This window comes from Acidovorax sp. LjRoot194 (assembly GCF_964253015.1).
Taxonomy (GTDB): Bacteria; Pseudomonadota; Gammaproteobacteria; order Burkholderiales; family Burkholderiaceae_C; genus Acidovorax.
Genome location: NZ_CAXUQB020000001.1, coordinates 1,012,830 through 1,037,413 on the forward strand (window position 1 = coordinate 1,012,830; position 24,584 = coordinate 1,037,413).

Sequence of the window (24,584 nt, forward strand, 5' to 3'; positions counted from 1 at the left end):
ACTGGCCGGCGGCGGGGCGCATTCACGCGACAATCGCCCCATCATGAAAACCCTTCGCCTTCGCCCTGGCAAAGAGCGCTCGCTCTTGCGCCGCCACCCCTGGATTTTTGAATCGGCCATCGCCAAAGGCGGCGCCGACAGCGGCGAGACCGTGCGCGTGGAGTCGCACGAGGGCCAGTTCCTGGCCTGGGCCGCGTTCAGCCCCAGCTCGCGCATCCGCGCACGGGTGTGGAGCTTTGACGAGGCGCAGCGCATCGATGCTCCTTTTTTCATAGCTGCTTGCGCACGATCCATCATCGCCAGAGCCCGTTTCGATGTGCAAAGCGACGGTGTGCGCCTGGTGCACGGTGAGTCCGACGGCCTGCCCGGCCTCATCGTGGACCGCTACGGCGACACCCTGGTCGCGCAGTTCACCAGCGCCGGCACCGAGCGCTGGAAGGACGTGATCGCCGATGCCTTGCTGCGCGAGACGGGCCTGGCCAAGCTGTATGAACGCTCGGACGCCAGCGTGCGCACGCTGGAAGGCCTGGAGCCCGCCACGGGCTGGCTGCGTGGCGGCCCCACGGGCACCCCGGGCGACGGCGAAGGCCCGCCGCTCGAGCTCACCATCCACGAGCACCAGTGGAATTTGACGCTGAACATCGCCGAAGGCCACAAGACCGGCTTCTACCTGGACCAGCGCGACAGCCGCAAGCGTTTTGCCGACTACGCGCAGCGCCTGGGCTTCAAGGACGTGCTCAACTGCTTTTGCTACACCGGCGGCTTCAGCGTGGCAGCGCTGGCCGGCATGCGCGCCAGCGGCGCATCGGCGGATGGGCATGTGACGTCCATCGATTCGTCGGGCCCGGCCCTGGAGCGCGCCCGCGCCCATGTGGCGCTCAACGGGTTCGACCTGAACCACGCAAGCTTCATGGATGCCGATGTGAACGCCTCGCTGCGCCAGTTCCTCAAGGAAGGCCGGCACTTCGACGCCATCGTGCTCGACCCGCCGAAGTTTGCGCCCACTGCGGCCCACGCCGAGCGCGCTGCACGCGCGTACAAGGACATCAACCGCCTGGCGCTGCAGCTGCTCACGCCGGGGGGCGTGCTGTTCACCTTTTCCTGCTCGGGCGGCATCAGCGCCGACCTGTTTCACAAGATCGTGGCATCTGCGGGCGCCGACGCGGGCGTGGACGGCTTCATTCTGGAGCGTCTGGGCGGCGCGCCCGACCACCCGATGACGCTGGAATTCCCGGAGGGCGAGTACCTCAAGGGGCTGGTGGTGATGCGCAAGGGCTGAGCGAGGCAAGGGCTTGACAGCGTCGGTACACTGAAAACAACCCCTTGCGCCATGCATACCCGGCCCGCAGTGCCGGGCGCAGCGCATGGGCTCATCCCTTGAAGGACACACAACATGGCATTGATCCCCGTCACCATCCTCACCGGCTTCCTGGGCTCGGGCAAGACCACCTTGCTCAAGCGCCTGCTCTCTGAAGCCCACGGCCAGAAGATCGCCGTGATCGAGAACGAATTCGGCGAAGAGAACATCGACAACGACATCCTCGTGACCGAGTCCAAGGAGCAGATCGTTCAGATGAGCAACGGCTGCATCTGCTGCACCATCCGCGAAGACCTGCGCGAGACGCTGCAGCTGCTGGCCGCCAAGAAGCGCAAGAACCTGCTGGAGTTCGACCGCATCGTCATCGAGACCACCGGCGTGGCCGACCCCGGCCCCGTCGCGCAGACCTTCTTCATGGACGAGGAGATCGCCGAGACCTACCTCATCGACTCCATCATCACGCTGGTGGACGCCAAGCACGCACCCCAGCAGCTCAACGACCGCCAGGAAGCGCGCCGCCAGGTGGGCTTTGCCGATCAGATCTTCTTGTCCAAGACAGACTTGGTCTCCCAGGAAGAGACCGACGCGCTGATCCATCGCCTCAAGCACATGAACCCCCGCGCGCCCATCAAGGCCGTGCATTTCGGCGATGTGCCCTTGAAGGAAGTGCTGGACCTGCGGGGCTTCAACCTCAATGCCAAGCTCGATATCGACCCCGAGTTCCTCAAGGAAGAGGGCGATGGTCATGACCACGGTCATGACCACCACGATCATGACCACGAGCACGGCGAGCACTGCAGCCACCCCTCGCACCAGCACGACCATGGGCATGGCCACCACCATCACCATGACGACGACGTGAAGAGTTTCGTCTTTCGCTCCGAGCGGCCGTTCGATCCGGCCAAGCTGGAAGATTTTCTGGGCGCCATCGTGAATATTTACGGACCGCGCATGCTGCGCTACAAAGGCGTGCTTAATATGAAGGGCACCGAGCGCAAGGTGATCTTCCAGGGTGTGCACCAGCTCATGGGCAGCGACCTGGGCCCCCAGTGGGCCGAGGGCGAGCAGCGTTTGAGCAAGATGGTCTTCATCGGCATCGACCTGCCCAAGGACATCTTTCTGCAAGGGCTGGAGCAGAGCCTCGTTTGATCCATCCGTAGGACGGGGCGCCGATCCCGACCCGATTTGTGTTGTATCCGCAACGTTTCCGTTTGCGTCAGCCCAGGTCGATACAATCGCGCCCCGGTAAAACCCCGGAAGGCTTGCCATCCGCCCGTTGGCTGCAACTGCAGTCAAGGGCCCGCCCGTACAGCGAGGAGACCAGGAAGTGAAAGCCGACACCAGCAAACCCAAGGCCGCCACCAAGGCAACCAAGCCCGCCGCCGCCAAGAGCACGGCTGCACCGGCGCCAGCGCCCAAGGCTGCTGCGAAAGCCGCAGTGGCCAAGACCGCTGCCGCCCCCAAGGCTGTTGTTGCCAAGGTCGCCAGCCCCGCAGTCGCCCCCGCGCCAGCGCCCGTCCCCGCTGCTCCCGCCGCGACGCAGGTACCCGCGCGCACGACCCGGCCTTCTTCCCGATTGGCCCAATTGACCGTACCATCCATGGCACAGGCAGTGGCTTCCACCGCTGCCAAAGCCAGTTATCTACATACCATGCCCACGACTGCGCAAGCGCACCCCACTTTCACGGCTGCCAAAAAAGACCCCAAGCTGGCGAACAACTGGAAGACCAAGTCCGCCGCCGAGCTGACGGATGCCGAAGTCATGGCGATGCCTGACAGCGAATACATGAACGACAAGCAGATGGCGTTTTTCCGCCTGAAGCTCGTTCAGCTCAAGCAGGACATCCACAACAGCGCTGGCGAGACCACCGAACATCTGCGTGAAGACACCGTCGTGGTGCCCGACCCCGCAGACCGCGCGACCATCGAAGAAGAGCACGCCCTCGAGCTGCGCACCCGCGACCGCGAGCGCAAGCTGCTCAAGAAGATCGAGCAATCCATCGCCCGCATCGACGCTGGCGACTACGGCTACTGCGATGAAACCGGCGAGCCCATCGGTACGGGCCGCCTGATTGCCCGCCCCACCGCGACCCTGTCGCTGGAAGCGCAGCAGCGCCGCGAACTCAAGCAGAAGATGTTCGGGGACTGATCGGGCCCTGGCCTGATGCTGATCACCGCTGCGCAATCTCCGTATCTGTACCCCTGAGTCATGAGCAAGGAAGACACCACCCCGGGCGGCCTGCTATCGAAGGTGGTTCGGTTCGTGAAGAATCCCACGGTCAACTGGACAGAGCTCGACTCCATCCAGGACGACCGCGAAAGCCAGTACAGCAAGCAGATGCTCAAGGAGATGATCGAGCGCAAGCGCCGCAACGACTTCGTGCGGCGCCGCGAGTTCGATCAGCTGCGCAAACTGCGCCAGCGCGAGGTGCTGCAGGGTCACCGCACGGAAGACCCCACCGCACGGCCCTCGTTCTTTCAAAGCAGCATGGCCTCGCCCGACGAGCGCGCCGTCACGCTCAAGAAGATCGACGAGATCGAAGCGCAGATGTCCCAGCAGTGGTGGAAGAGCAAGCAAGGTGCTGACGCTCCCACCCAGCCCGGCGTCATGCCCCCGTCCGCCTCCGATACCCCCGATTCCGCGCATTCACGCGCCTATGCACCCACCGCGCCGGGCAGTTTGCCAGCCCAGCTGGACAACAAGCCGGCCGTGCAGCCGCTGTTCGCCGACGACAGCATGGCCGTGGGACGATTTGGCAGCACGGACGCACAGATGGGGGCGGGCGGCACAGAGGAGGCATCCTTCAGCCCTGACGCGACCGCGGCTGCCACGGCAGCGCCGGCACCTGAACCGGAGGAATTTGTGCACGAACCCGACCTAGAAGAAGCCGCCATCCGGTTTGCCAACGGTGACCACGCCGGCGCGGAGGCGGGCCTCATGGATGTACTGGCCCAGCACCGCCAGGACCCTCCTGCCGAGCAGCAGGAAATCTGGATGACGCTGTTCGACCTGTACCGCGCAACGGGGCAGCACGACCGCTTCGAAACCCTGGCCATCGACTACGCCGCGCAGTACAGCCGCTCGGCCCCGCTGTGGTTCTCGATCCCTGAGCAACTGGGCCTGGCGCCCGCGTCGCCAGCCTCTGCAGCAGCCACACCCGCCATGCCGGCGCGCAAGGATTTCAGCTGGAACGCACCGGCCGCGCTGGGCGTGTCGTCCGTGGCAGCGCTGCAGGCATCGCTGGCGCGGTCCGCCTCGCCATGGACTCTGTCCTGGTCGCGCATCGCGTCGATCGACGACGCTGCCGTGCCGCTGCTGGCCGACCAGTTCAGCCTGTGGGCGGAGCGCGACGGCCAGCTGGTGTTTTCGGGTGTCGAAAAACTCAATGCCCTGCTGGACGCCAAGACCCAGTCGGGCGACCGTGCCACCAGCCCCGAGTGGTGGCGCCTGCGCATGGCGGCGCTGCGCCTCATGGGCAAGCCCGACGAGTTCGAACTGGTGGCGCTCGACTACTGCGTGACCTATGAAGTCTCGCCGCCATCCTGGGTGTCGCCGCGCTGCGGGTACTCGGACAACGAAGGCGCTTCGTCGGGTGCCGCGCCACTGGCGGCAGACAGTGATTTCGCAGCGTCGGATCTGTCCGGCGACGTCTCGGTGCCTGCATCGCTCGACGCCGGCCCGGTGGCCGTGCTGAGCGGCCATATCGAAGGCGACGCCGCGCCGCTTCTGGAGCCCTTCCAGGCGTTCATGAAGGCGGGCGTGCCGCTCACCATCGCGTGCGACAAGCTCATCCGGGTGGATTTTGCGGCCGCAGGTTCGGTGCTCAACTGGGCCGCCGAGCAACAGGGCCAGGGCCATGTGGTGCAGTTCCACAACCTGCAGCGCCTGGTTGCGATCTTCTTCAACGTGATCGGCGTGAATGAACACGCCTGGGTGATCCCTCGCAAGAACTGATCGGCCTGAGGTGCGCTGTGGTGCGTTGCGCTTCTGCGTGGCGGGTGGTGTCTTGCCAGTGCACGCGTTGCAGGCGCACAGATCGCCGCATGGCGCAATGGAACGCGATAAAGCACGGTGGATAGTCGCGGGGCTGAATGGAGTGTGGCGTTGCGTGATGGGCGCGTGGGCTCTCAAGGGTCCCGGCCTTGCTTGAAAGCCGCGCCCGCGCCCCCAAATGCGGCAGCTATGGATTCATCTCAAAACACCCCGGTGTTCCACGGCACCACCATCCTGAGCGTGCGGCGCCAGACCCCTGACGGCATCCAGGTCGCGATTGGCGGCGACGGCCAGGTCACCCTGGGCAATATCGTGGTCAAGGGCACGGCGCGCAAGGTGCGCAAGCTCTACCACGGCAAGGTGCTTGCAGGTTTTGCCGGCGCCACGGCCGATGCGTTCACCCTGTTCGAGCGCTTCGAGGCCAAGCTCGAAAAGCACCAGGGCCACCTGACGCGCGCGGCCATCGAGCTCACCAAGGACTGGCGCACCGATCGCGTGCTGCGCCGCCTGGAGGCCATGCTGGCGGTGGCCGACGCCAGTGCCTCGCTCATCATCACCGGCAACGGCGACGTGCTGGAGCCCGAGCAGGGCATCGTGGCCATCGGGTCGGGCGGCGCGTACGCCCATTCGGCCGCCAAGGCGCTGCTCAACCACACCGACCTGTCGGCCCAGGACATCGTCAAGAAGTCGCTGGAGATCGCGGGCGAGCTGTGCATCTACACCAACATGAACCACACCATCGAGACGCTGTGAGCGTCGATGGTGATTTACTCTCAATTTGATAGCTGCTAGCGCTTGTACAGAAAGCGGTAGCGGCTGTTTTTGCTCAGAATTTTGAAGGCAGGCCCCGCATGTCCTCCATGACCCCCCAGGAAATCGTCTCCGAACTCGACCACCACATCGTGGGCCAGGCCAGCGCCAAGCGCGCGGTGGCCATCGCGCTGCGCAACCGCTGGCGCCGCCAGCAGGTCGAAGGCAGCCTGCGCCACGAGATCACGCCCAAGAACATCCTCATGATCGGCCCCACCGGCGTGGGCAAGACCGAGATCGCGCGCCGCCTGGCCAGACTGGCCGATGCGCCCTTCATCAAGGTCGAGGCCACCAAGTTCACCGAGGTGGGCTACGTGGGCAAGGACGTCGACTCCATCATCCGCGACCTGGCCGAGATGGCCGTCAAGCAGACCCGCGAGACCGAAACCAAAAAGGTGCGCGACCGCGCTGTCGACGCTGCCGAAGAGCGCATCCTCGACGTGCTGATCCCGCCCGCCCGCGCCGCTGCAGGCACGGAGCCTGCAGCGGACAACACCGCGCGGCAGGTGTTCCGCAAGAAGCTGCGCGAAGGCGCGCTCGACGACAAGGAGATCGAGATCGACGTGGCCGAGAACCGGCAGCCGCTCGAGATCATGGGCCCCCAGGGCATGGAAGAGATGACCGAGCAGCTGCGCGGCATGTTCAGCTCCATGGGCCAGGACAAGCGCAAGACCCGCAAGCTCAAGATCGCCGAGGCGCTCAAGCTGCTGACCGACGAAGAGGCCGGCAAGCTCGTCAACGAGGAAGAGATCAAGGCCCGCGCGGTGGCCAATGCCGAGCAGAACGGCATCGTGTTCATCGACGAGATCGACAAGGTGGCCACCCGCCAGGAAACCAGCGGCACCGACGTATCGCGCCAGGGCGTGCAGCGCGATCTGCTGCCGTTGGTGGAGGGCACCACCGTGACCACCAAGTACGGGATGATCAAGACCGACCACATCCTGTTCATCGCCTCCGGCGCGTTCCACCTGTCCAAGCCCAGCGATCTGATTCCCGAGCTGCAGGGTCGCTTTCCGATCCGGGTCGAACTCGAGTCGCTGTCGGTCCAGGACTTCGAGGCCATCCTCACGCAGACCCACGCGTCGCTGGTCAAGCAGTACCAGGCGCTGCTGGCCACCGAAGGCGTCACGCTCGAATTCGCACCCGAAGGCATCACGCGCCTGGCGCACATCGCTTTCGAAGTGAACGAGCGCACCGAGAACATCGGTGCGCGCCGCCTGTCGACGGTGATGGAGCGTCTGCTCGACGAGGTGAGCTTCGACGCCACGAAGCTCTCGGGCCAGACCATCACGGTCGACGCGGCCTATGTGGATGGCCGCCTGCAGACGCTGAGCCAGGACGAGGACCTGTCGCGCTACATCCTGTGACGACACGGTAGAACCGGGCCGGGCTTGAGAGGTCACTTTCATAGCCCGCCGTAAGTTCTTATTTTTCAACGACTTTTAGCGTTCCGTCGGCTGCAGAGTCGCGCCTAAGTTGTTGATTTCATTACAAAAGTTTGGTGGACGCCCTCTTGTTCGGCGTGCTTTTCCTGCTACAGTGCAAAAAAGTGCAATTAAGTGGTGAAAAGTGCCCTTCAAGCCCGGATCGGGCTCTGAAGGATCTAAAGATTCCGAACTGGAAAATCCTCCGTGTTTCAAGGTGCCTCGTCGCTAAGTCTCGATGCGAAGGGTCGGCTGTCCGTGCCGACCCGGCATCGTGACGTGCTCGCGGCCACCGCAGCGGGCCAGCTCACGATCACCAAGCACCCGCACGGCTGCCTGATGGTGTTCCCCCGTCCCGAGTGGGAAAAGTTTCGCGAGCGCATCGCCGAGCTGCCCATGTCCGCCCAGTGGTGGAAGCGCATCTTCCTGGGCAACGCCATGGACGTGGAGATGGACGGCACCGGCCGCGTGCTGGTCTCGCCCGAGCTGCGCCAGGCGGCCGGCATCTCCAAGGACACCATGCTGCTGGGCATGGGCAACCACTTCGAACTCTGGGACAAGGCCACCTACGACGAGCAGGAGGCCAAGGCCATGCAGGGTGACATGCCGGATGTCTTCAAGGACTTCTCCTTCTGACCATGACATCCCCTTCTCTTCTTCAACACACCACCGTCCTGCTGGACGAAGCCGTGGACGCGCTGCTGGGCGGCGCCGGGCCCGAGCCTGCGGGCACCTGGGTGGACGGCACCTTCGGGCGCGGAGGGCATTCGCGGCTCATCTTGCTGCGGCTGGGGCCCCAAGGGCGCCTTGTAGCCTTTGACAAGGACCTTGAAGCCATCGCCGAAGCAACGCGCATCACCGATGCGCGTTTTTCCATTCGGCACGAAGGTTTCAGCCACATCGCCGACCTGCCGGCCGGCAGCGCAGCGGGTGTGCTCATGGACCTGGGGGTGAGCTCGCCCCAGATCGACAGCCCGGAGCGGGGGTTCAGCTTCCGTTTCGACGGTCCGCTGGACATGCGCATGGACACCACGCGCGGCGAAAGCGTGGCCCAGTGGCTGGCCACTGCCGAGGTTCAACAGATTGCGGAGGTGATACGTGACTACGGTGAAGAACGGTTTGCTGGCCCCATTGCAAAGGCGATTGTTGCTCGGCGCGAAGAACGGGGCCCTCTTGCAACCACCGCCGAACTGGCCGATCTCGTGGCTGGCACGGTCAAAACCCGCGAGCCGGGCCAGAACCCTGCAACGCGCACATTTCAGGCTCTTCGGATTTTCATCAACGCTGAGCTTGAAGAACTGCAACAGGCGCTAGAAGCCACGCTGTCGGTGCTGCAGCCGGGCGGGCGCCTGGTGGTGATCAGCTTTCACTCGCTGGAAGACCGCATCGTCAAGCAGTTCATCGCCAAGCACTCCAAAGAGGTGTACGACCGCCGCGCGCCGTTTGCCGCGCCGCAGGCCATGAAGCTCGTGGCGCTGGACCGCATCAAGCCCAGCGCCGCCGAGGTGGCCGGCAACCCGCGCTCGCGCAGCGCGATCATGCGCGTGGCCGAGCGCACCGAGGTTGCATGACATGAGCCGCCCCCTGTGTCTTTGCGTGATGTCGGCCTTGCCAAAGGCGGTGTGCTCGCTGCCGGGCCAACTTGCGGCTGCTGCTGCCACGGCCGCTGCATGCATACGGTGCAGCTACTGACATGACACGCTTGAACATCGTCCTGCTGCTGGCAGTGCTGGCGAGCGCGATCTACCTGGTGCACACCCAGTACGAGTCGCGCCGCCTGTTCACCGAGCTTGACCGCGCCACGGTCGAGGCGCGCCGCCTGGAGACCGAGCACCAGCGCCTGCAGGTCGAAAAGCGCGCCCAGGCCACGCCGCTGCGCGTCGAGAAAATCGCGCGGGCGCAGCTCAACATGCGCACGGCCACGCCGGCCATCACGCAGTACGTGTCCGACCCCCAGGGTGTGGCGGCTGCCGCAGCAGCAGCAGCAGCGGCCGCTGCGCCGGGTGGCGCACCCGCACCGGTGCAGGGAGTGCAGCCATGAGCCGCAGCGTGGTCTACACCGCCAGCCCCTTGCTGGCCAGCAAGACGCCCGTCTGGCGCAGCAAGTTCATCGTGGCCATGATCGCCCTGGGCTTTTTGGCGCTGGCCGGGCGCGCAGCCTATGTACAGGTGTTCGGCAACGCGTTCTTTCAGCGCCAGGGCGAGGTGCGTTTTGCGCGCACCCTGGAGCTGCCCGCCAACCGCGGCAAGATCCTGGACCGCAATGGCCTGATCCTCGCGTCCAGCGTACCGGCGGCCAGCATCTGGGCCATCCCCGAAGACGTGGAACAGGACAAGCCCGAGACCCGTGCCAAGCTCAAGCAGCTGGCCAAGCTGCTCGACATGCCGCTGGCCGAGCTGCAAAAGAAGCTGGCTGACGAAGACAAGACCTTCGTCTGGATCAAGCGGCAGCTCGACTGGGATGTGGGCCGCGAGATCGCGGCGCTCGACATCAAAGGCATCTACCAGCGCAAGGAATACAAGCGCCAGTACCCCGAAGGCGAGGCCGCTGCCCACGTGGTGGGCTTTACCAACGTGGAAGACCACGGCCAGGAAGGCATGGAGCTGGCCTTCGACAAGGACCTGGCCGGCAAGGCCGGGTCTCGCCGCGTGATCAAGGACCGCCTGGGCCGCGTGGTCGAGGGCGTGGGCGAGACGGTGCAACCCGTCGACGGCAAGGACATGCAGCTGTCCATCGACAGCAAGGTGCAGTTTTTCGCATACCAGAAGCTGCGCGACCAGGTCGCGCTGCACAAGGCCAAGGCGGGCAGCGTGGTGGTGCTCGATGCCCACACCGGCGAGCTGCTGGCGCTGGCCAACTACCCGAGCTATGTGCCCGACAAGCGCCAGAACCTGACCGGCGAGCAGCTGCGCAACCGCGCGCTCACCGACGTGTTCGAGCCCGGCTCGACCATGAAGCCCTTCACCATCGGCCTGGCCCTGGAGAGCGGGCGCGTGCGCCCCGAGACGCCGGTGGACACCAACCCCGGCCGCATCAACATCACCGGCTCCACCATCTCGGACACGCACAACTACGGCCTGCTCACGGTCGAGGGCGTGATCCAGAAGTCGAGCAACGTGGGCACCACCAAGATCGCCATGCAGATGCCTGCCCGCGAGATGTGGGAAACCTTCTCGGCCGCGGGCTTCGGCCAGAAGCCGCAGCTGCACTTCCCCGGCGTCGTGACCGGGCGCCTGCGGCCCTACAAGACCTGGCGCCCTGTCGAGCAGGCCACCATGTCCTACGGCTACGGCCTGTCGGCCAGCCTGTTCCAGATGGCGCGGTCGTACACCGTGTTCGCCAACGGCGGCCGCGTGATCCCGGCCACCATGTTCAAGACGTCCGAGCCTGCGCTGGGCGTGCCCGTGTTCTCCGAGCGCACGGCCGACCAGGTGCGCAAGATGCTGCAGATGGCCGCCGGCCCCGGCGGCACGGGCCAGAAGGCGCAGACCCTGGGCTACTCGGTGGGTGGCAAGTCCGGCACGGCGCGCAAGCAGGTCGGCAAGAACTACGCATCGGGCAAGTACCGCGCCTGGTTCACCGGCATGGCGCCCATCGACAAGCCGCGCATCATCGTGGCCGTGATGATCGACGAGCCCAGCAACGGCGTGTTCTACGGCGGTGCCGTGGCCGCGCCCGTGTTCAGCGAAGTGGTGCAGCAGACCCTGCGCATGATGGGCGTGCAGCCGGACATGGCCGTCAAGCCCCAGATCGTGGCCAACACGGTGGAGGAATCGCTATGACGGCAAGCACGCTGCCCCTGCTGGCCTCGGTGCACGACGCCGTGGCCTGGCTGCGCGAACGCGTCACCGGCACGCTGCAGACCGACAGCCGCCTGGTCCGCGCGGGCGATGGCTTCATCGCCTGGCCCGGCGCAGCCACCGATGGCCGCGCGCACATCGGCGACGCTTTGGCACGCGGTGCTGTGGCATGCCTGGTGGAGCACGAAGGCGTCGAGGCCTTCCCGCTCGACGGCTGGCCCGTGGCGGCCGTGCACGGCCTGAAAGCCGCCACCGGGCTGATCGCGGCCGACTGGTTCGGCCACCCCACGCAGCGCCTCGACGTGCTGGCCGTGACCGGCACCAACGGCAAGACCAGCACCACCTGGTGGCTGGCCGAGGCCTTGAATGTGCTATCAAAAAATGAGCTTATTGCGCACGGTGGATGCGCGGTAGTGGGCACTTTGGGCATCGGCGTGCCGCCTGCGCTCACCACCACCGGCATGACCACGCCCGACCCGGTGCGGCTGCAGCACGCCTTCCAGCAGTTCACCGACGCGGGCCGCACGGCGTGCGCCATCGAAGCTTCGTCCATCGGCCTGGCCGAGCACCGCATGGCCGGCAGCCGCATCCGCGTGGCGCTGTTCACCAACTTCACGCAGGACCACCTGGACTACCACCCCAGCATGGCCGCCTACTGGCAGGCCAAGGGCATGCTCTTCGAGTGGCCCGGCCTGCAGGCGGCGGTGGTCAACATCGACGACCTGCGCGGCGCCGAGCTGTACGCATCCCTTTCAGACCGCATGCTGGACCTGTGGAGCGTGTCGATTTCCGGCCCCGCGCGCCTGGCCGCGCGCGACATCGGCATGGGGGACGGCGGCCTGCGCTTCACCGTGGCCGAAGGCGTGCACACGCATGTGCTGCAAACGCGCGTGATCGGGCTGTACAACGTCTCCAACCTGCTCGGGGTGCTGGCCGGCCTGCGGGCTCTGGGCGTGCCGCTGGAGCACGCGCTGTATGCGTGTGCCCAGCTCACGCCGGTGCCCGGCCGCATGGAACAAATCCACAGCCCCGGCCAGCCGCTGGTGGCCGTGGACTACGCCCACACGCCCGATGCGCTGGAAAAAGCCCTGCAGGCGCTGCGCCCCATCGCGGCCGAGCGGGGCGGGCAGCTGTGGTGCGTGTTCGGCTGCGGCGGCGACCGCGACGCGGCCAAGCGCCCTCTGATGGGCGCGGTGGCGCAGCGCCAGGCCGACCATGTGGTCGTGACCAGCGACAACCCGCGCAGCGAAGACCCCGCCACCATCGTGCACCAGATCCTGCAAGGCACCATCGCCGGCCGCACTGTGCGCGCCGAGCCCGACCGTACCGCCGCCATCGCCCTCGCAGTGGCCGAGGCTGCGCCGGCCGATGTGGTGCTGATCGCCGGCAAGGGCCACGAAGACACCCAGGAGACCGCGGGCGTGCGCGTGCCGTTCTCCGACAAGGCCCATGCGCGCACTGCGCTGCAGGCACGGGAGGCCCGCCCATGAGCGCCGCCACCATGATGACCCTGCAGCAGGCGTTCTGCCTCGTGCAGCCGCGCATTCCCACGGCGCGCCTGGTGGGCGACGGCGCCACGCCGCTGGCCCGCGTGTACACCGACACGCGCACGCTGCAGGCGGGTGATTTGTTCGTGGCGTTGAAGGGCGAGCGTTACGACGCCAATGCCTTCCTGGCCGATGCCCGTGCGGGTGGCGCTGCTGCAGCCATCGCCCAGGGCGGCCTCGAAGCCGCCGGCCTTGCAGGCATCGAAGTGCCCGACAGCCTGGCAGCGCTCGGTGCGCTGGCCACCGGCTGGCGTGCGCAGTTCGGCCTGCCGCTCGTCGGCGTGACCGGCAGCAATGGCAAGACCACCGTGACGCAGATGATCGCGTCCATCCTGCGCGCCTGGAAGGGCGAGGCCGCGTTTGCCACGCAGGGCAATTTCAACAACGACATCGGCGTGCCGCTGATGCTGCTGCGCCTGCGCGCCGGCCACGCCGCCGCCGTGATCGAAATGGGCATGAACCACCCCGGCGAGATCGCGCTGCTGGCCGCCATGGCGCAGCCCACGGTCGCGCTGGTCAACAACGCCCAGCGCGAGCACCTGGAGTTCATGCACACCGTGGAGGCCGTGGCGCGCGAGAACGGCTCGGTGTTTGCCAGCCTGCCTGCCGATGGCGTGGCGGTGTTCCCGGCAGGCGATGCGTACACCGACCTGTGGCAATCGCTCGCGCAGGGCCGCCGCACCGTCACCTTTGGCGACGGCGGCGATGTGACCTGCCGCAGCGCGGCCTGGGAGCAGGGCGCCTGGGCTGTCACGATGGCCACGCCGCAGGGCGAAGTCGCCACGCAGCTGCACATCGCCGGGCGCCACAACGTGAGCAACGCCCTGGCCGCCGCCGCCTGCACCCTGTCGGCAGGCGCGCCCCTGGCCGCCATCGCGCAGGGGCTGTCCAGCTTCACGCCGGTCAAGGGCCGCTCGCGCGCCTTCAGCGTGCGCATCGCGGGCCGCGAAGTCACCGTGGTGGACGACACCTACAACGCCAACCCCGACTCCATGCGTGCCGCCATCGACGTGCTGGCCGAGCTGCCCGGCCCGCAACTGCTGGTGCTGGGCGACATGGGCGAGGTGGGCGACCAGGGGCCGCAGTTCCACGCCGAGGCCGGCGCGCACGCGCGCACGGCCGGCATCCCCCGCCTGTTCGCGCTGGGGGATCAATCGGTGCACGCCACCGCGTCGTTCGGCAACGGCGAAGGCGGCGAGGCACGTCATTTCAACGATAGGGGCGCGCTGCTGGATGCAGTGCGCCAGGCCCTGCCCACCGTGGGCAGTGTGCTGGTCAAGGGATCTCGATTCATGAAGATGGAACAGGTGGTGGAGGCAATCGCTTCTGCCGCACAAGTGCAGGACGACCCCAAACAACAAGAGCGACAACCGCCCGCGCAGGTACTGGAGGGACACCATGGTGCAACGCAGTAAGAACGTGCGGGCCTTCAAGGCCGCCTCCAGCATCCCCGCGGTGCGGCAACCTGCCGGAGGTGCCGCATGCTGCTAGTCCTGTCCCAATGGCTGCAGGGCCTGTCGCCCGAGTTCGGCTTCTTCCGCGTGTTCCAGTACCTCACCTTCCGTGCGGTGATGGCGGCCATGACGGCGCTGCTCATCGGCCTGGTGGCGGGGCCCAAGGTGATCCGCGTGTTGACCTCGCTCAAGATCGGCCAGCCCATCCGGGGCTACGCCATGCAGTCGCACCTGTCCAAGAGCGGCACGCCCACCATGGGCGGCGTGCTGATCCTGCTGTCGATCGCGATCTCGACCCTGCTGTGGTTCGACCTGTCCAACCGCTTCGTCTGGATCGTGCTCATCGTCACGCTGGGCTTTGGCGCCATCGGCTGGGTGGATGACTGGCGCAAGGTGGTCAACAAGGACCCCGAGGGCATGCGCTCGCGCGAGAAGTACCTCTGGCAGTCGGTGATCGGCCTCACGGCCGCGCTGTACCTGGTGTTCAGCATTTCCGAGAGCTCCAACGCCAAGGTGTGGGAGCTGTTCGTCGGCTGGGTGCAGTCGGGCTTCTCGCTCGACCTGCCGCCCAAGGCGGGCCTGCAGCTGCCGTTCTTCAAGGAAGTGAGCTACCCGCTGGGCGTGCTGGGCTTCGTGATCCTGACTTACCTGGTGATCGTGGGTTCGAGCAACGCAGTGAATCTGACCGACGGCCTGGACGGCCTGGCGATCATGCCCGTGGTGATGGTGGGCTCGGCCCTGGGCGTGTTCGCGTACGTCACCGGCAGCTCGGTGTATTCCAAGTACCTGTTCTTCCCGCACATCCCCGGCTCGGGCGAGTTGCTGATCTTCTGCGCCGCCATGGCGGGTGCGGGCCTGGCCTTCCTGTGGTTCAACGCACACCCGGCCCAGGTCTTCATGGGCGACGTGGGCGCGCTGGCGCTGGGCGGCGCCCTGGGCACCATCGCCATCATCGTGCGGCAGGAAATCGTGCTGGCCATCATGGGCGGCATCTTCGTGGTCGAGGCGCTGTCGGTGATGCTGCAGGTGACCTGGTTCAAGTACACCAAGCGCCGCTATGGCGAAGGCCGGCGTCTGCTGAAGATGGCGCCGCTGCACCACCACTTCGAAAAGAGCGGCTGGAAGGAAACGCAGGTGGTCGTGCGCTTCTGGATCATCACCATGCTGCTGTGCCTGGTCGGCCTGTCGACCCTGAAACTGCGATGAACCCGGACGATCCCCTCATCCCCGCGACCACCACCCCCTCGGTGGTGAAGCTGCCTCCAGACACGGATGCAGGCGGGGCCGTGCCTGCCGATCCAGCGGCGGAGGGCGCGGTGTCGCAGTCCGCTGGCGACGCGGCAGGTGCAGGCACTGCCGATCCGGCGGATGGCGCATCAACCGTGCCCGACATGTCCGGCACGTCCGGCAGTGCACCCACGCAGTCGTTGGTCGATGCCGAGGCATCAGCAGAATCCGTAGACCCCCAGCCCGAGGCCGAAGCTCCAGCCGCCGGCCCCGGCGCGCGCGCGGCAGCAGCCGCCGCCGCTGCGTGGGACCCCGAAAAGCCCCCGGCCATCTCCGCTGCCAAGGCTGCTGCCGACTTCGTCGCGCAGATCTTTGCCGACGTGGTGGCCGCCGACGCACCTGCGGACCCAGAGCCTGTGGCACAGCAGGACAACGCCGATGCCGCCGCGGAGCCTGCAGCTGATGCGCCCACCGAACCCCTGGGCCCCCCCGGCCAGGGCATGACGCCACTGCAGGGCCAGAACATCCTCATCCTGGGCCTGGGTGCCTCCGGCCTGGCCATGGCGCGCTGGTGCGTGCGCTGCGGCGCCGACGTCACTGTGGCCGACACGCGCGAAGCGCCGCCGCAACTCGCCACGCTGCAGCACGAGCTGCCCGGGGTGCGTTTTGTGGCCGGCGCCTTCGATGCAGCCCTGGTGGACGGCCGAGGCCTGCACGCGGTCTACCGGTCGCCAGGCCTGAGCCCCGATACGGTTGCTCCTGTTTTTGTAGCTGCTCGCGCCATCGGACTGCCGGTGGGGGGCGAATTGAGCCTGTATGCCATGGCCCTGGCCACGCTGCGGGCGTCCCACGGCTACGCGCCGGCCGTGCTGGCCATCACGGGCACCAACGGCAAGACCACCGTCACGTCGCTCACCGGCCAGCTGGTGGAGCGCTCGGACAAGACCGTGGCCGTGGCCGGCAACATCGGCCCCACGCTGCTCGACACGCTGGCGGGCCATATCGACGCGGCCACACTGCCGCAGGTGTGGGTGCTGGAGCTGTCGAGCTTCCAATTGGACGACGTGACTGTGGGGGAGGGAGCTTTCGAGCCCACGGCCGCCACGGTGCTCAACATCACGCAGGACCATCTGGACTGGCATGGCGACATGGCCGCGTATGCCGCTGCCAAGGCCCGCATCTTCGGCAAGACCGGCCTGATGATCCTGAACCGCGAGGACGCGGCGGTGATGCAGATGCTGCCGCCACCCATCAAGGTCAAGCTGCAAAAGCCCCAGGTGCGCGAGCACCTGACCTTCGGCGCCGACATGCCCCAGCGCCCCGGCGACTTCGGCATCGAGGTCGTGAGCGGCATGCCCTGGCTGGTGCGCGCCATGGACGCCGACGAGACCCGCAAGCGCGGCCGCAACGAGGCCGCCGAAGACCTGCACATCCAGCGCCTGATGCCCGCCGACGCGCTGCGCATCCGGGGCCGCCACAACGCGGTGAACGCGCTGGCCGCGCTGGCGCTGGCATCGGCCGCGGGCTGCACGCTCGCGCCCCTGCTGTACGGGCTGCGCGAGTACCGCGGCGAGCCGCACCGCGTGGAGCCGGTGGCCATCATCCGCGACGTCGAATACTTTGACGACAGCAAGGGCACGAACGTGGGCGCCACCGTCGCTGCGTTGACCGGCCTGGGTGCGGAGCGCCGCATCGTCGTCATCCTGGGCGGCGACGGCAAGGGGCAGGACTTCTCGCCGCTGGCAGCGCCCGTGTCGCGCTACGCGCGCGCCGTGGTGCTGATCGGGCGCGACGCGCCGCTGATCCGCGCCGCGCTGGCCGACAGCGGCGTGGCCCTGGTCGATGCAGAGACATTGCCCCAGGCCGTGGAGCTGGCCGCGCAGCGCGCACACGCAGGCGACGCCGTGCTGATGTCGCCCGCCTGTGCCAGCTTTGACATGTTCCGCGGCTACGAGCACCGGGCACAGGTGTTCTGCGACACCGTGCGCGCGCTGGCCGATGACGCGATGGGAGGTGTGGCATGAGCGCACCCGCCAGCAGCCTTTTGCAGCGCGTGACCGGCTGGTTCGGCGGCCTGCCGGGCAAGGCCGTGGACGTGCTGCCCGTGCGCGTGGGCGGCACCGACTACCGCCCCCGCACCACCAGCACGCCCGCGAGCGTGCTCGGCTTCGACCAGGCCCTGCTGTGGGTGGTGGTGGCGCTGCTCGCATGGGGGCTGGTGATGGTGTATTCGGCCTCCATCGCCATGCCGGACAACCCGCGCTTTGCCAACTACGCTTCCACCCATTTCCTGACCCGCCACGTGATGTACCTGGTGGTGGGCTTTGTCGCCGCGCTGCTGGCGTTCCAGATCCCGATGGCGCTGTGGGAGCGCGTGGCACCCTGGCTCTTCGTGGCAGCGTTGCTGCTGCTGGTGGCGGTGCTGATCCCGGGTGTGGGCAAGGTGGTCAACGGTGCGCGGCGCTGGCTGTCGCTCGGTCCCATCGGCTTTCAGCCGTCGGAGGTGGCCAAGTTCGCCGTCCTCATCTACGCGGCCGACTACATGGTCCGCAAGATGGAGGTGAAGGAGCGGTTCTTTCGCGCCGTGCTGCCCATGGGCGCCGCCGTGGCCATCGTGGGCGTGCTGCTGCTGGCCGAGCCCGACATGGGCGCCTTCATGGTGGTCGCCGTGATCGCCATGGGCATCCTGTTCCTGGGCGGCGTGAACGCCCGCATGTTCTTCCTGATCGCGGGCGTGCTGGTGTCGGCCTTCGGCGTGATGATCGCCAGCTCGCCCTGGCGTCGCGAGCGCGTGTTCGCCTACCTCGACCCGTTCAGCGAAGAGCACGCATTGGGCAAGGGCTACCAGCTCTCGCACTCGCTGATCGCCATCGGGCGCGGCGAGATCTTCGGCGTGGGCCTGGGCGGCAGCGTCGAGAAGCTGCATTGGCTGCCCGAAGCCCATACCGACTTCCTGCTCGCCGTGATCGGCGAAGAGTTCGGCCTGGTGGGCGTGGTCATCCTCATCGTGCTGTTTCTGTGGATGACGCGCCGCATCATGCACATCGGCCGCCAGGCCATCGCCCTCGACCGCGTGTTCTCCGGCCTCGTCGCGCAGGGCGTGGCGATCTGGATCGGCTTCCAGGCCTTCATCAACATGGGCGTGAACCTGGGCGCACTGCCCACCAAGGGGCTCACGCTGCCGCTGATGAGTTTTGGCGGGTCGGCGATCTTGATGAACCTCGTGGCGCTGGCGGTGGTGATGCGGGTGGACTACGAGAACAAACTCCTCATGAGAGGGGGGCGCGTATGACGCAGAAGACTGCCCTCATCATGGCCGGCGGCACCGGCGGCCACATCTTCCCGGGCCTGGCCGTGGCGGAAGAACTGCGTGCGCGCGGCTGGCGCGTGCACTGGCTGGGCGCGCCGGGCAGCATGGAGTCGCGCATCGTGCCCACGCATGGCTTTGCGCTCGAACTCATCGATTTTTCAGGCGTGCGCGGCAAAGGCCTCATCACGCTGGCCTTGCTGCCGCTGCGCCTGCTGCGCGCGTTCTGCCAGGCACTGGCGGTGGTGCGCCGCGTCAAGCCCGACGTGGTGGTGGGCCTGGGCGGCTACATCACCTTTCCGGGCGGCATGATGGGCGTGCTGGCCGGCAAGCCGCTGGTGCTGCACGAGCAGAACTCGGTGGCCGGCATGGCCAACAAGGTGCTGGCGGGCGTGGCAGACCGTGTGTTCACAGCGTTCCCCAATGTGTTCCCCAAGGGCCAGTGGGTGGGCAACCCGCTGCGCACCGCCTTCACCAGCAAGCCCGCACCGGCGGAGCGTTTTGCCGGGCGCACGGGGCCGCTGCGCCTGCTGGTGGTGGGCGGCAGCCTGGGCGCCCGTGCGCTCAACGAGATCGTGCCGCAGGCCGTGGCGCTGATGCCTGCGGACCAGCGCCCGGTGGTCATCCACCAGAGCGGCGCGACGCAGATCGACGCGCTGCGCGCCAACTATGCCGCGGCAGGTGTCGCGGCCGAATGCACGCCGTTCATCGACGACACCGCCAGCGCCTTTGCCGACGCCGACATCATCGTCTGCCGCGCGGGCGCGAGCACCGTGACCGAGATCGCGGCCGTGGGGGCAGCCGCACTGTTCGTGCCCTTCCCCTCGGCGGTGGACGACCACCAGACCACCAACGCCCAGTTCCTCGTGAATGCAGGCGGCGGGTGGCTCACCCAGCAGCGCGACCTGACGCCCGAAGGCCTGTCGCAGATGCTATTGAATATGGAGCGCTCCACGCTGGTAGATACAGCGTTGAAAGCCAAAAACATGCAAAAAATCAATGCCACCCGCGAAGTGGTGACCGCCTGCGAGGAGTTGGCATGAAGCACGCCATTCGCCACATCCATTTTGTCGGCCTGGGCGGCGCCGGCATGAGCGGCATCGCCGAGGTGCTGTTCAACCTGGGCTACCGCATCTCGGGCTCCGACCTGGCCGACAGCGCCACGCTGCGGCGCCTGGAGGGCCTGGGCATCAAGACCTGCCTGGGCCATGCCGCGGCGCACATCGACGGTGCCGATGCGGTGGTCACGTCCACCGCCGTGACGCCCGACAACCCCGAGGTGCTGGCCGCGCGCGAGAAGAAGATCCCGGTCGTGCCGCGCGCGCTCATGCTGGCCGAGCTGATGCGCCTGAAGCAAGGCATCGCCATCGCGGGCACGCACGGCAAGACGACGACGACCAGCCTCGTGACCAGCGTGCTGGCCGAGGCAGGGCTCGACCCGACCTTCGTCATCGGCGGCAAGCTCAACAGCGCGGGCGCCAACGCCAAGCTGGGCAGCGGCGACTACATCGTGGTCGAGGCCGACGAGTCCGACGCGTCGTTCCTGAACCTGCTGCCGGTGATGGCCGTGGTGACCAACATCGACGCCGACCACATGGAAACCTACGGGCACGACTTCGGTCGGCTCAAGGGTGCGTTCGTCGACTTCCTGCACCGCATGCCGTTCTACGGCACGGCCGTGCTGTGCGTGGACAGCCCCGCGGTGCGCGAGATCATGCCCAGCGTGACCTGCCCGATCACCAGCTACGGCTTTTCGGAAGACGCCCAGGTGCGCGCGATCAACGTGCGCGCCGAGGCCGGGCAGATGCGCTTCACCGTGCAGCGTCGCAACGGCGTCACGCTGCCCGACATGGAGGTGGTGCTCAACCTCGCGGGCGAGCACAACGTGCTCAACGCACTGTCGGCCATCGCGATCGCGGTGGAGCTCAACATCCCCGACGAAGCCGTGCAGCGCGCGCTGGCGGGCTTCAAGGGCGTGGGTCGGCGCTTCCAGCACTACGGCGACATGCCGGCCAAGGGCGGCGGCGCGTTCACCGTGATCGACGACTACGGCCACCACCCGGTGGAGATGGCCGCCACGCTGGCGGCCGCGCGCGGCGCGTTCCCCGGGCGGCGCCTGGTGCTGGCCTTCCAGCCGCACCGCTACAGCCGCACGCGCGACTGCTTCGAAGATTTCGTGAAGGTCATCGGCAACGCCGACGCCGTGCTGCTGACCGAGGTGTACGCCGCCGGCGAGGCACCCGTGGTGGCCGCCGACGGCCGCTCGCTGGCCCGCGCGCTGCGGGTGGCCGGCCGCGTGGAGCCCGTGTTTGTCGACAACGTGGCCGACCTTCCGCAGGCCATTGCCGACAACGCCCGGGCGGGCGATGTGGTGATGTGCATGGGCGCAGGCTCCATCGGGGCCGTGCCCGGCAAGGTGGTCGATTTGCTACAAAACAATGAGCTGAAGGCGCTGGAGGGGAGCGCGGTATGACTGTTTCTGAACTCGATATCGATGTGAAGGCCCTGGGCAAGGTCGCCGTTCTGATGGGCGGCGACTCTGCCGAGCGCGAGGTGTCCCTCATGTCCGGCAGCGGCGTGCTGCAGGCGCTGCGCTCCAGCGGCGTGGACGCGCATGCGTTCGACCCGGCGCAGAACGAGCTGTCGCAACTCAAGCGCGACGGGTATGCGCGCTGCTTCATCACGCTGCACGGCCGCCGGGGCGAGGATGGCACTGTGCAGGGCGCTTTGGAACTGCTGGGCATTCCGTACACCGGCCCGGGCGTGCTGGCCTCGGCCATTGCGATGGACAAGGTCATGACCAAGCGCATGTGGATTGCCGAGGGCCTGCCAACGCCGCGCTATGTGCGCCTTCCCCCTGACTTGCAGGCGCGCGAGCATGTGCGCCTGGTGCCGGACGAATTGGGCCTGCCGCTCATCGTCAAGCCACCACGCGAAGGGTCGTCCATCGGCGTATCGAAGGTGCGCGGCTACTCTGAAATGCAGGACGCGGTTGCCTTGGCTGCGAAGTACGACCCCGACGTGCTCTGCGAAGAGTTCATCGACGGCGAGGAGGTCACCTGTGCTGTGCTGGGTGAGGGCGCGCATGCGCGTGCACTGCCTGTGATCCGCATCCTTGCCCCCGAAGCGGGCTACGACTACCAGAACAAGTACTTCACCGACGACGTGAAGTACGAGTGCCCGAGCGGCATGCCGGAAGACGAAGAGCAGGAAATACAGCGCATCGTGCTGGCGAGCTACCGCGCGCTGGGATGCCGCGGCTGGGGCCGTGCCGACTTGATGATTCGCGCGAGCGACCGCAAGCCCTTCCTGCTGGAGATCAACACATCCCCTGGCATGACGGGCCACTCCCTGGTGCCCATGGCTGCGCGTGCGGCCGGTATCAGCTACGAGGAGCTGTGCCTGCGCATTCTGGCCGGGGCAGCCCTGGATGCGCCGCGTGCCGCACAAGGAGCCGCCCACCCATGACCTCCACCCTGCCGGCACCGCTGGACGTCAAGCTCATGAACTGGACCGCCTCGGCCCTGTTCGTGTGCCTGGCTGCGGGCGTGCTGGTGGCGGGGACGTGGTGGGTGCTGCGCTACCCCGGCTTTGCGGTGTCGCGCATCGTGGTGCAGGGCGACCTGGTGCACAACAACGCGGTCACGCTGCGGGCCAATGTGGCACCGCACCTGGCCGGCAATTTTTTCACGGTGGACCTGCGCGCAGCGCGCGAGGCATTCGAGCAGGTGCCCTGGGTGCGCCGCGCCGAAGTGCAGCGCGTGTACCCGGGCAGCCTGCATGTGCAGCTGCAGGAGCACGACGCGGTGGCGTACTGGGGCCCCGAGAGCGGCTCCGCCCTGGTCAACACGCAGGGCGAGGTGTTCGAGGCCAACGTGGGCGACGTGGAGCAGGAAGGCCTGCCGCGCCTGCTGGGCCCGGCAGGCAGCTCCCCCGAGGTGCTGCAGATGCATGGTTTGCTGGCGCCGGTGTTCAAGCCGCTGGGGATGGAGGTCGACACGCTGGAGCTGACCGGCCGCGGCGGCTGGCGCGTGACGCTGGACAGCGACGCGGTGGTCGAGCTCGGTGGCGGCACGCCCGCGGAGGTGGTGCAGCGCACGCAGCGGTTCACGCGCACGCTCACCCAGGTGGCGGCGCAGTACCACCGCCGTGTGGATGCGCTGGAGTCCGCAGACCTGCGGCATACCGGCGGCTACGCGCTGCGCATGCGCGGCGTGACCACGGTGGCGGCGGATGGCACGGGTGCACCGGCCGCGGTGCGCAGGAGGTAACGGCATGCAGCAACAGATCAAGGTGCGCAAGCGTACGGGCCAGGGTGTGGTGCCGACCGAGGGGCGGCCAGGCAGAACAGAGAAGGGCAGAGACTGATATGGCAAGAGAATACAAAGACGTTGTGGTGGGGCTCGATATCGGCACGGCCAAGGTCATGGCCGTGGTCGCCGAGGTGCTGCCCAATGGAGAGCTCAAGCTGGCAGGCCTGGGGGTGGCTCCGAGCAATGGCCTCAAGCGCGGTGTGGTGGTCAACATCGACGCCACCGTGCAGAGCATCCAGCAGGCCTTGAAAGAGGCCGAGCTGATGGCCGACTGCAAGATCCAGCGCGTGTACACCGGCATCACCGGCAGCCATATCCGCGGCCTCAACTCGAGCGGCATGGTGGCCGTCAAGGACAAGGAAGTCACCTCGGCCGACGTGGCGCGCGTGGTGGAGACGGCCAAGGCCATCAACATCAGCAGCGACCAGCGCCTGCTGCTGGTGGAGCCGCAGGAGTTCGTGATCGACGGGCAGGATGTGAAGGAGCCCATCGGCATGAGCGGCATCCGCCTGGAGGCCAAGATCCACATCGTGACCGGCGCCCAGAGCGCGGCCGAGAACATCATCAAGTGCGTGCGCCGCTGCGGCCTGGAGGTCGAGCAGCTCATGCTCAACCCGCTGGCCAGCAGCCAGGCGGTGCTGACCGACGACGAGCGCGAGCTGGGCGTGGTGGTGGTCGACATCGGCGCGGGCACGACCGACGTGGCGATCTTCACCGGCGGCGCGATCCGCCACACGGCGGTGATCCCGATCGCGGGCGACCTCATCACCAGCGACATCGCCATGGCGCTGCGCACGCCCACGAAGGACGCCGAGGACATCAAGGTCGAAAGCGGCTACGCCAAGCAGTTGCTGGCCGATCCCGAGGCGCAGGTGGAAGTACCCGGCCTGGGCGACCGCAGCCCCCGCATGCTGAGCAAGCAGGCTCTGGCGGGCGTGATCGAGCCGCGGGTCGAAGAGATCTTCTCGCTCGTGCAGCAGGTGGTGCGCGAGTCGGGGTATGAAGAAGTGCTGTCGTCGGGCATCGTGCTCACCGGCGGCAGCTCGGTCATGCCCGGGATGATCGAGCTGGGCGAAGACATCTTCTTGAAGCCCGTTCGGCGTGGCATTCCGAAGTATTCCAGCGCTTTGTCTGACATGGTGGCACAGCCCAGAGCTGCTACCGTCATGGGCCTTCTGGAAGAGGCGCGTCTGGCACGCCTACGCGGCTTCAAGGTGGCACAGAAAAGCGGGTCCATGAAGACGGCCTTTGGCCGCTTCAAGGACTTCATCGTGGGGAATTTCTGACCATGAAATTTCCTCTTTGGCTAGCGCGAGGCAGCCCGCACCGAACACTGCGCGGGCGATGGCGACGATGTACCGGACCGCCGCCCCCACTGCTCACGATGAC

20 protein-coding genes are annotated in these 24,584 nt (G+C 67.2%); all 20 read left to right on the plus strand.

Features of this window, described 5'->3' with window-relative positions:
• Nucleotides 1–43: 43 nt before the first annotated feature.
• The 20 genes from ACSQ3N_RS04700 (at nt 44) to ftsA (ending at nt 24,481) form a co-directional block, all read left to right on the plus strand.
• Entirely contained in the window at nt 44–1,279 is a 1,236-nt protein-coding gene (locus ACSQ3N_RS04700) for a class I SAM-dependent rRNA methyltransferase (RefSeq protein WP_436145718.1), read from the plus strand.
• A 114-nt stretch (nt 1,280–1,393) separates the two neighbouring features.
• Nucleotides 1,394–2,467, plus strand: coding sequence for a CobW family GTP-binding protein (locus tag ACSQ3N_RS04705; RefSeq protein ID WP_436145719.1), 1,074 nt, complete (start codon nt 1,394–1,396; stop codon nt 2,465–2,467).
• A 178-nt stretch (nt 2,468–2,645) separates the two neighbouring features.
• On the plus strand, nt 2,646–3,467 hold the full coding sequence (gene dksA, locus ACSQ3N_RS04710; RefSeq protein ID WP_082517119.1) for an RNA polymerase-binding protein DksA: 822 nt from the start codon (nt 2,646–2,648) through the stop codon (nt 3,465–3,467).
• A gap of 60 nt (nt 3,468–3,527) precedes the next feature.
• On the plus strand, nt 3,528–5,273 hold the full coding sequence (locus ACSQ3N_RS04715; protein ID WP_436145720.1) for an STAS domain-containing protein: 1,746 nt from the start codon (nt 3,528–3,530) through the stop codon (nt 5,271–5,273).
• Between the two features lie 228 nt (nt 5,274–5,501).
• On the plus strand, nt 5,502–6,065 hold the full coding sequence (gene hslV, locus ACSQ3N_RS04720) for an ATP-dependent protease subunit HslV (RefSeq protein ID WP_056173105.1): 564 nt from the start codon (nt 5,502–5,504) through the stop codon (nt 6,063–6,065).
• A 98-nt stretch (nt 6,066–6,163) separates the two neighbouring features.
• A complete protein-coding gene (gene hslU / locus ACSQ3N_RS04725) occupies nt 6,164–7,489 on the plus strand; it encodes an ATP-dependent protease ATPase subunit HslU (RefSeq protein WP_436145721.1) in 1,326 nt (441 codons plus the stop codon).
• A 264-nt stretch (nt 7,490–7,753) separates the two neighbouring features.
• Nucleotides 7,754–8,182 (plus strand): division/cell wall cluster transcriptional repressor MraZ, encoded by a 429-nt coding sequence (mraZ, locus tag ACSQ3N_RS04730; RefSeq protein WP_056415049.1) that lies wholly within the window; start codon nt 7,754–7,756, stop codon nt 8,180–8,182.
• A gap of 2 nt (nt 8,183–8,184) precedes the next feature.
• A complete protein-coding gene (gene rsmH / locus ACSQ3N_RS04735; protein ID WP_056173117.1) occupies nt 8,185–9,117 on the plus strand; it encodes a 16S rRNA (cytosine(1402)-N(4))-methyltransferase RsmH in 933 nt (310 codons plus the stop codon).
• 122 nt (nt 9,118–9,239) lie between these two features.
• A complete protein-coding gene (ftsL, locus tag ACSQ3N_RS04740) occupies nt 9,240–9,587 on the plus strand; it encodes a cell division protein FtsL (RefSeq protein WP_436145722.1) in 348 nt (115 codons plus the stop codon).
• Nucleotides 9,584–11,329: a peptidoglycan D,D-transpeptidase FtsI family protein gene (locus tag ACSQ3N_RS04745; protein WP_056173122.1), complete on the plus strand. Its 1,746-nt coding sequence runs from the start codon at nt 9,584–9,586 to the stop codon at nt 11,327–11,329. The genes ftsL and ACSQ3N_RS04745 overlap by 4 nt, the downstream gene beginning before the upstream one ends.
• Entirely contained in the window at nt 11,326–12,837 is a 1,512-nt protein-coding gene (locus tag ACSQ3N_RS04750) for a UDP-N-acetylmuramoyl-L-alanyl-D-glutamate--2,6-diaminopimelate ligase (RefSeq protein WP_436145723.1), read from the plus strand. Before ACSQ3N_RS04745 ends, ACSQ3N_RS04750 begins: the two co-directional genes overlap by 4 nt.
• Nucleotides 12,834–14,309 carry a UDP-N-acetylmuramoyl-tripeptide--D-alanyl-D-alanine ligase gene (locus ACSQ3N_RS04755; RefSeq protein ID WP_436145724.1) on the plus strand — a complete coding sequence of 492 codons (1,476 nt, stop codon included), beginning with the start codon at nt 12,834–12,836 and terminating at the stop codon, nt 14,307–14,309. The genes ACSQ3N_RS04750 and ACSQ3N_RS04755 overlap by 4 nt, the downstream gene beginning before the upstream one ends.
• Nucleotides 14,310–14,375: 66 nt before the next feature.
• A complete protein-coding gene (gene mraY, locus ACSQ3N_RS04760) occupies nt 14,376–15,554 on the plus strand; it encodes a phospho-N-acetylmuramoyl-pentapeptide-transferase (RefSeq protein ID WP_056173130.1) in 1,179 nt (392 codons plus the stop codon).
• Nucleotides 15,551–17,599 carry a UDP-N-acetylmuramoyl-L-alanine--D-glutamate ligase gene (murD, locus tag ACSQ3N_RS04765; protein WP_235507496.1) on the plus strand — a complete coding sequence of 683 codons (2,049 nt, stop codon included), beginning with the start codon at nt 15,551–15,553 and terminating at the stop codon, nt 17,597–17,599. The genes mraY and murD overlap by 4 nt, the downstream gene beginning before the upstream one ends.
• Nucleotides 17,596–18,867 carry a putative lipid II flippase FtsW gene (gene ftsW / locus ACSQ3N_RS04770; protein ID WP_056173133.1) on the plus strand — a complete coding sequence of 424 codons (1,272 nt, stop codon included), beginning with the start codon at nt 17,596–17,598 and terminating at the stop codon, nt 18,865–18,867. Before murD ends, ftsW begins: the two co-directional genes overlap by 4 nt.
• Nucleotides 18,864–19,925, plus strand: coding sequence for an undecaprenyldiphospho-muramoylpentapeptide beta-N-acetylglucosaminyltransferase (gene murG / locus ACSQ3N_RS04775; RefSeq protein ID WP_056173136.1), 1,062 nt, complete (start codon nt 18,864–18,866; stop codon nt 19,923–19,925). Before ftsW ends, murG begins: the two co-directional genes overlap by 4 nt.
• On the plus strand, nt 19,922–21,355 hold the full coding sequence (murC, locus tag ACSQ3N_RS04780; RefSeq protein WP_056173138.1) for a UDP-N-acetylmuramate--L-alanine ligase: 1,434 nt from the start codon (nt 19,922–19,924) through the stop codon (nt 21,353–21,355). Before murG ends, murC begins: the two co-directional genes overlap by 4 nt.
• Complete coding sequence (locus ACSQ3N_RS04785) at nt 21,352–22,350, plus strand: D-alanine--D-alanine ligase (protein WP_056173141.1); 999 nt, start codon at nt 21,352–21,354, stop codon at nt 22,348–22,350. Before murC ends, ACSQ3N_RS04785 begins: the two co-directional genes overlap by 4 nt.
• Complete coding sequence (locus tag ACSQ3N_RS04790; protein WP_056173143.1) at nt 22,347–23,153, plus strand: cell division protein FtsQ/DivIB; 807 nt, start codon at nt 22,347–22,349, stop codon at nt 23,151–23,153. The genes ACSQ3N_RS04785 and ACSQ3N_RS04790 overlap by 4 nt, the downstream gene beginning before the upstream one ends.
• A gap of 98 nt (nt 23,154–23,251) precedes the next feature.
• Nucleotides 23,252–24,481 carry a cell division protein FtsA gene (gene ftsA, locus ACSQ3N_RS04795; protein WP_008903721.1) on the plus strand — a complete coding sequence of 410 codons (1,230 nt, stop codon included), beginning with the start codon at nt 23,252–23,254 and terminating at the stop codon, nt 24,479–24,481.
• Nucleotides 24,482–24,584 lie beyond the last annotated feature (103 nt).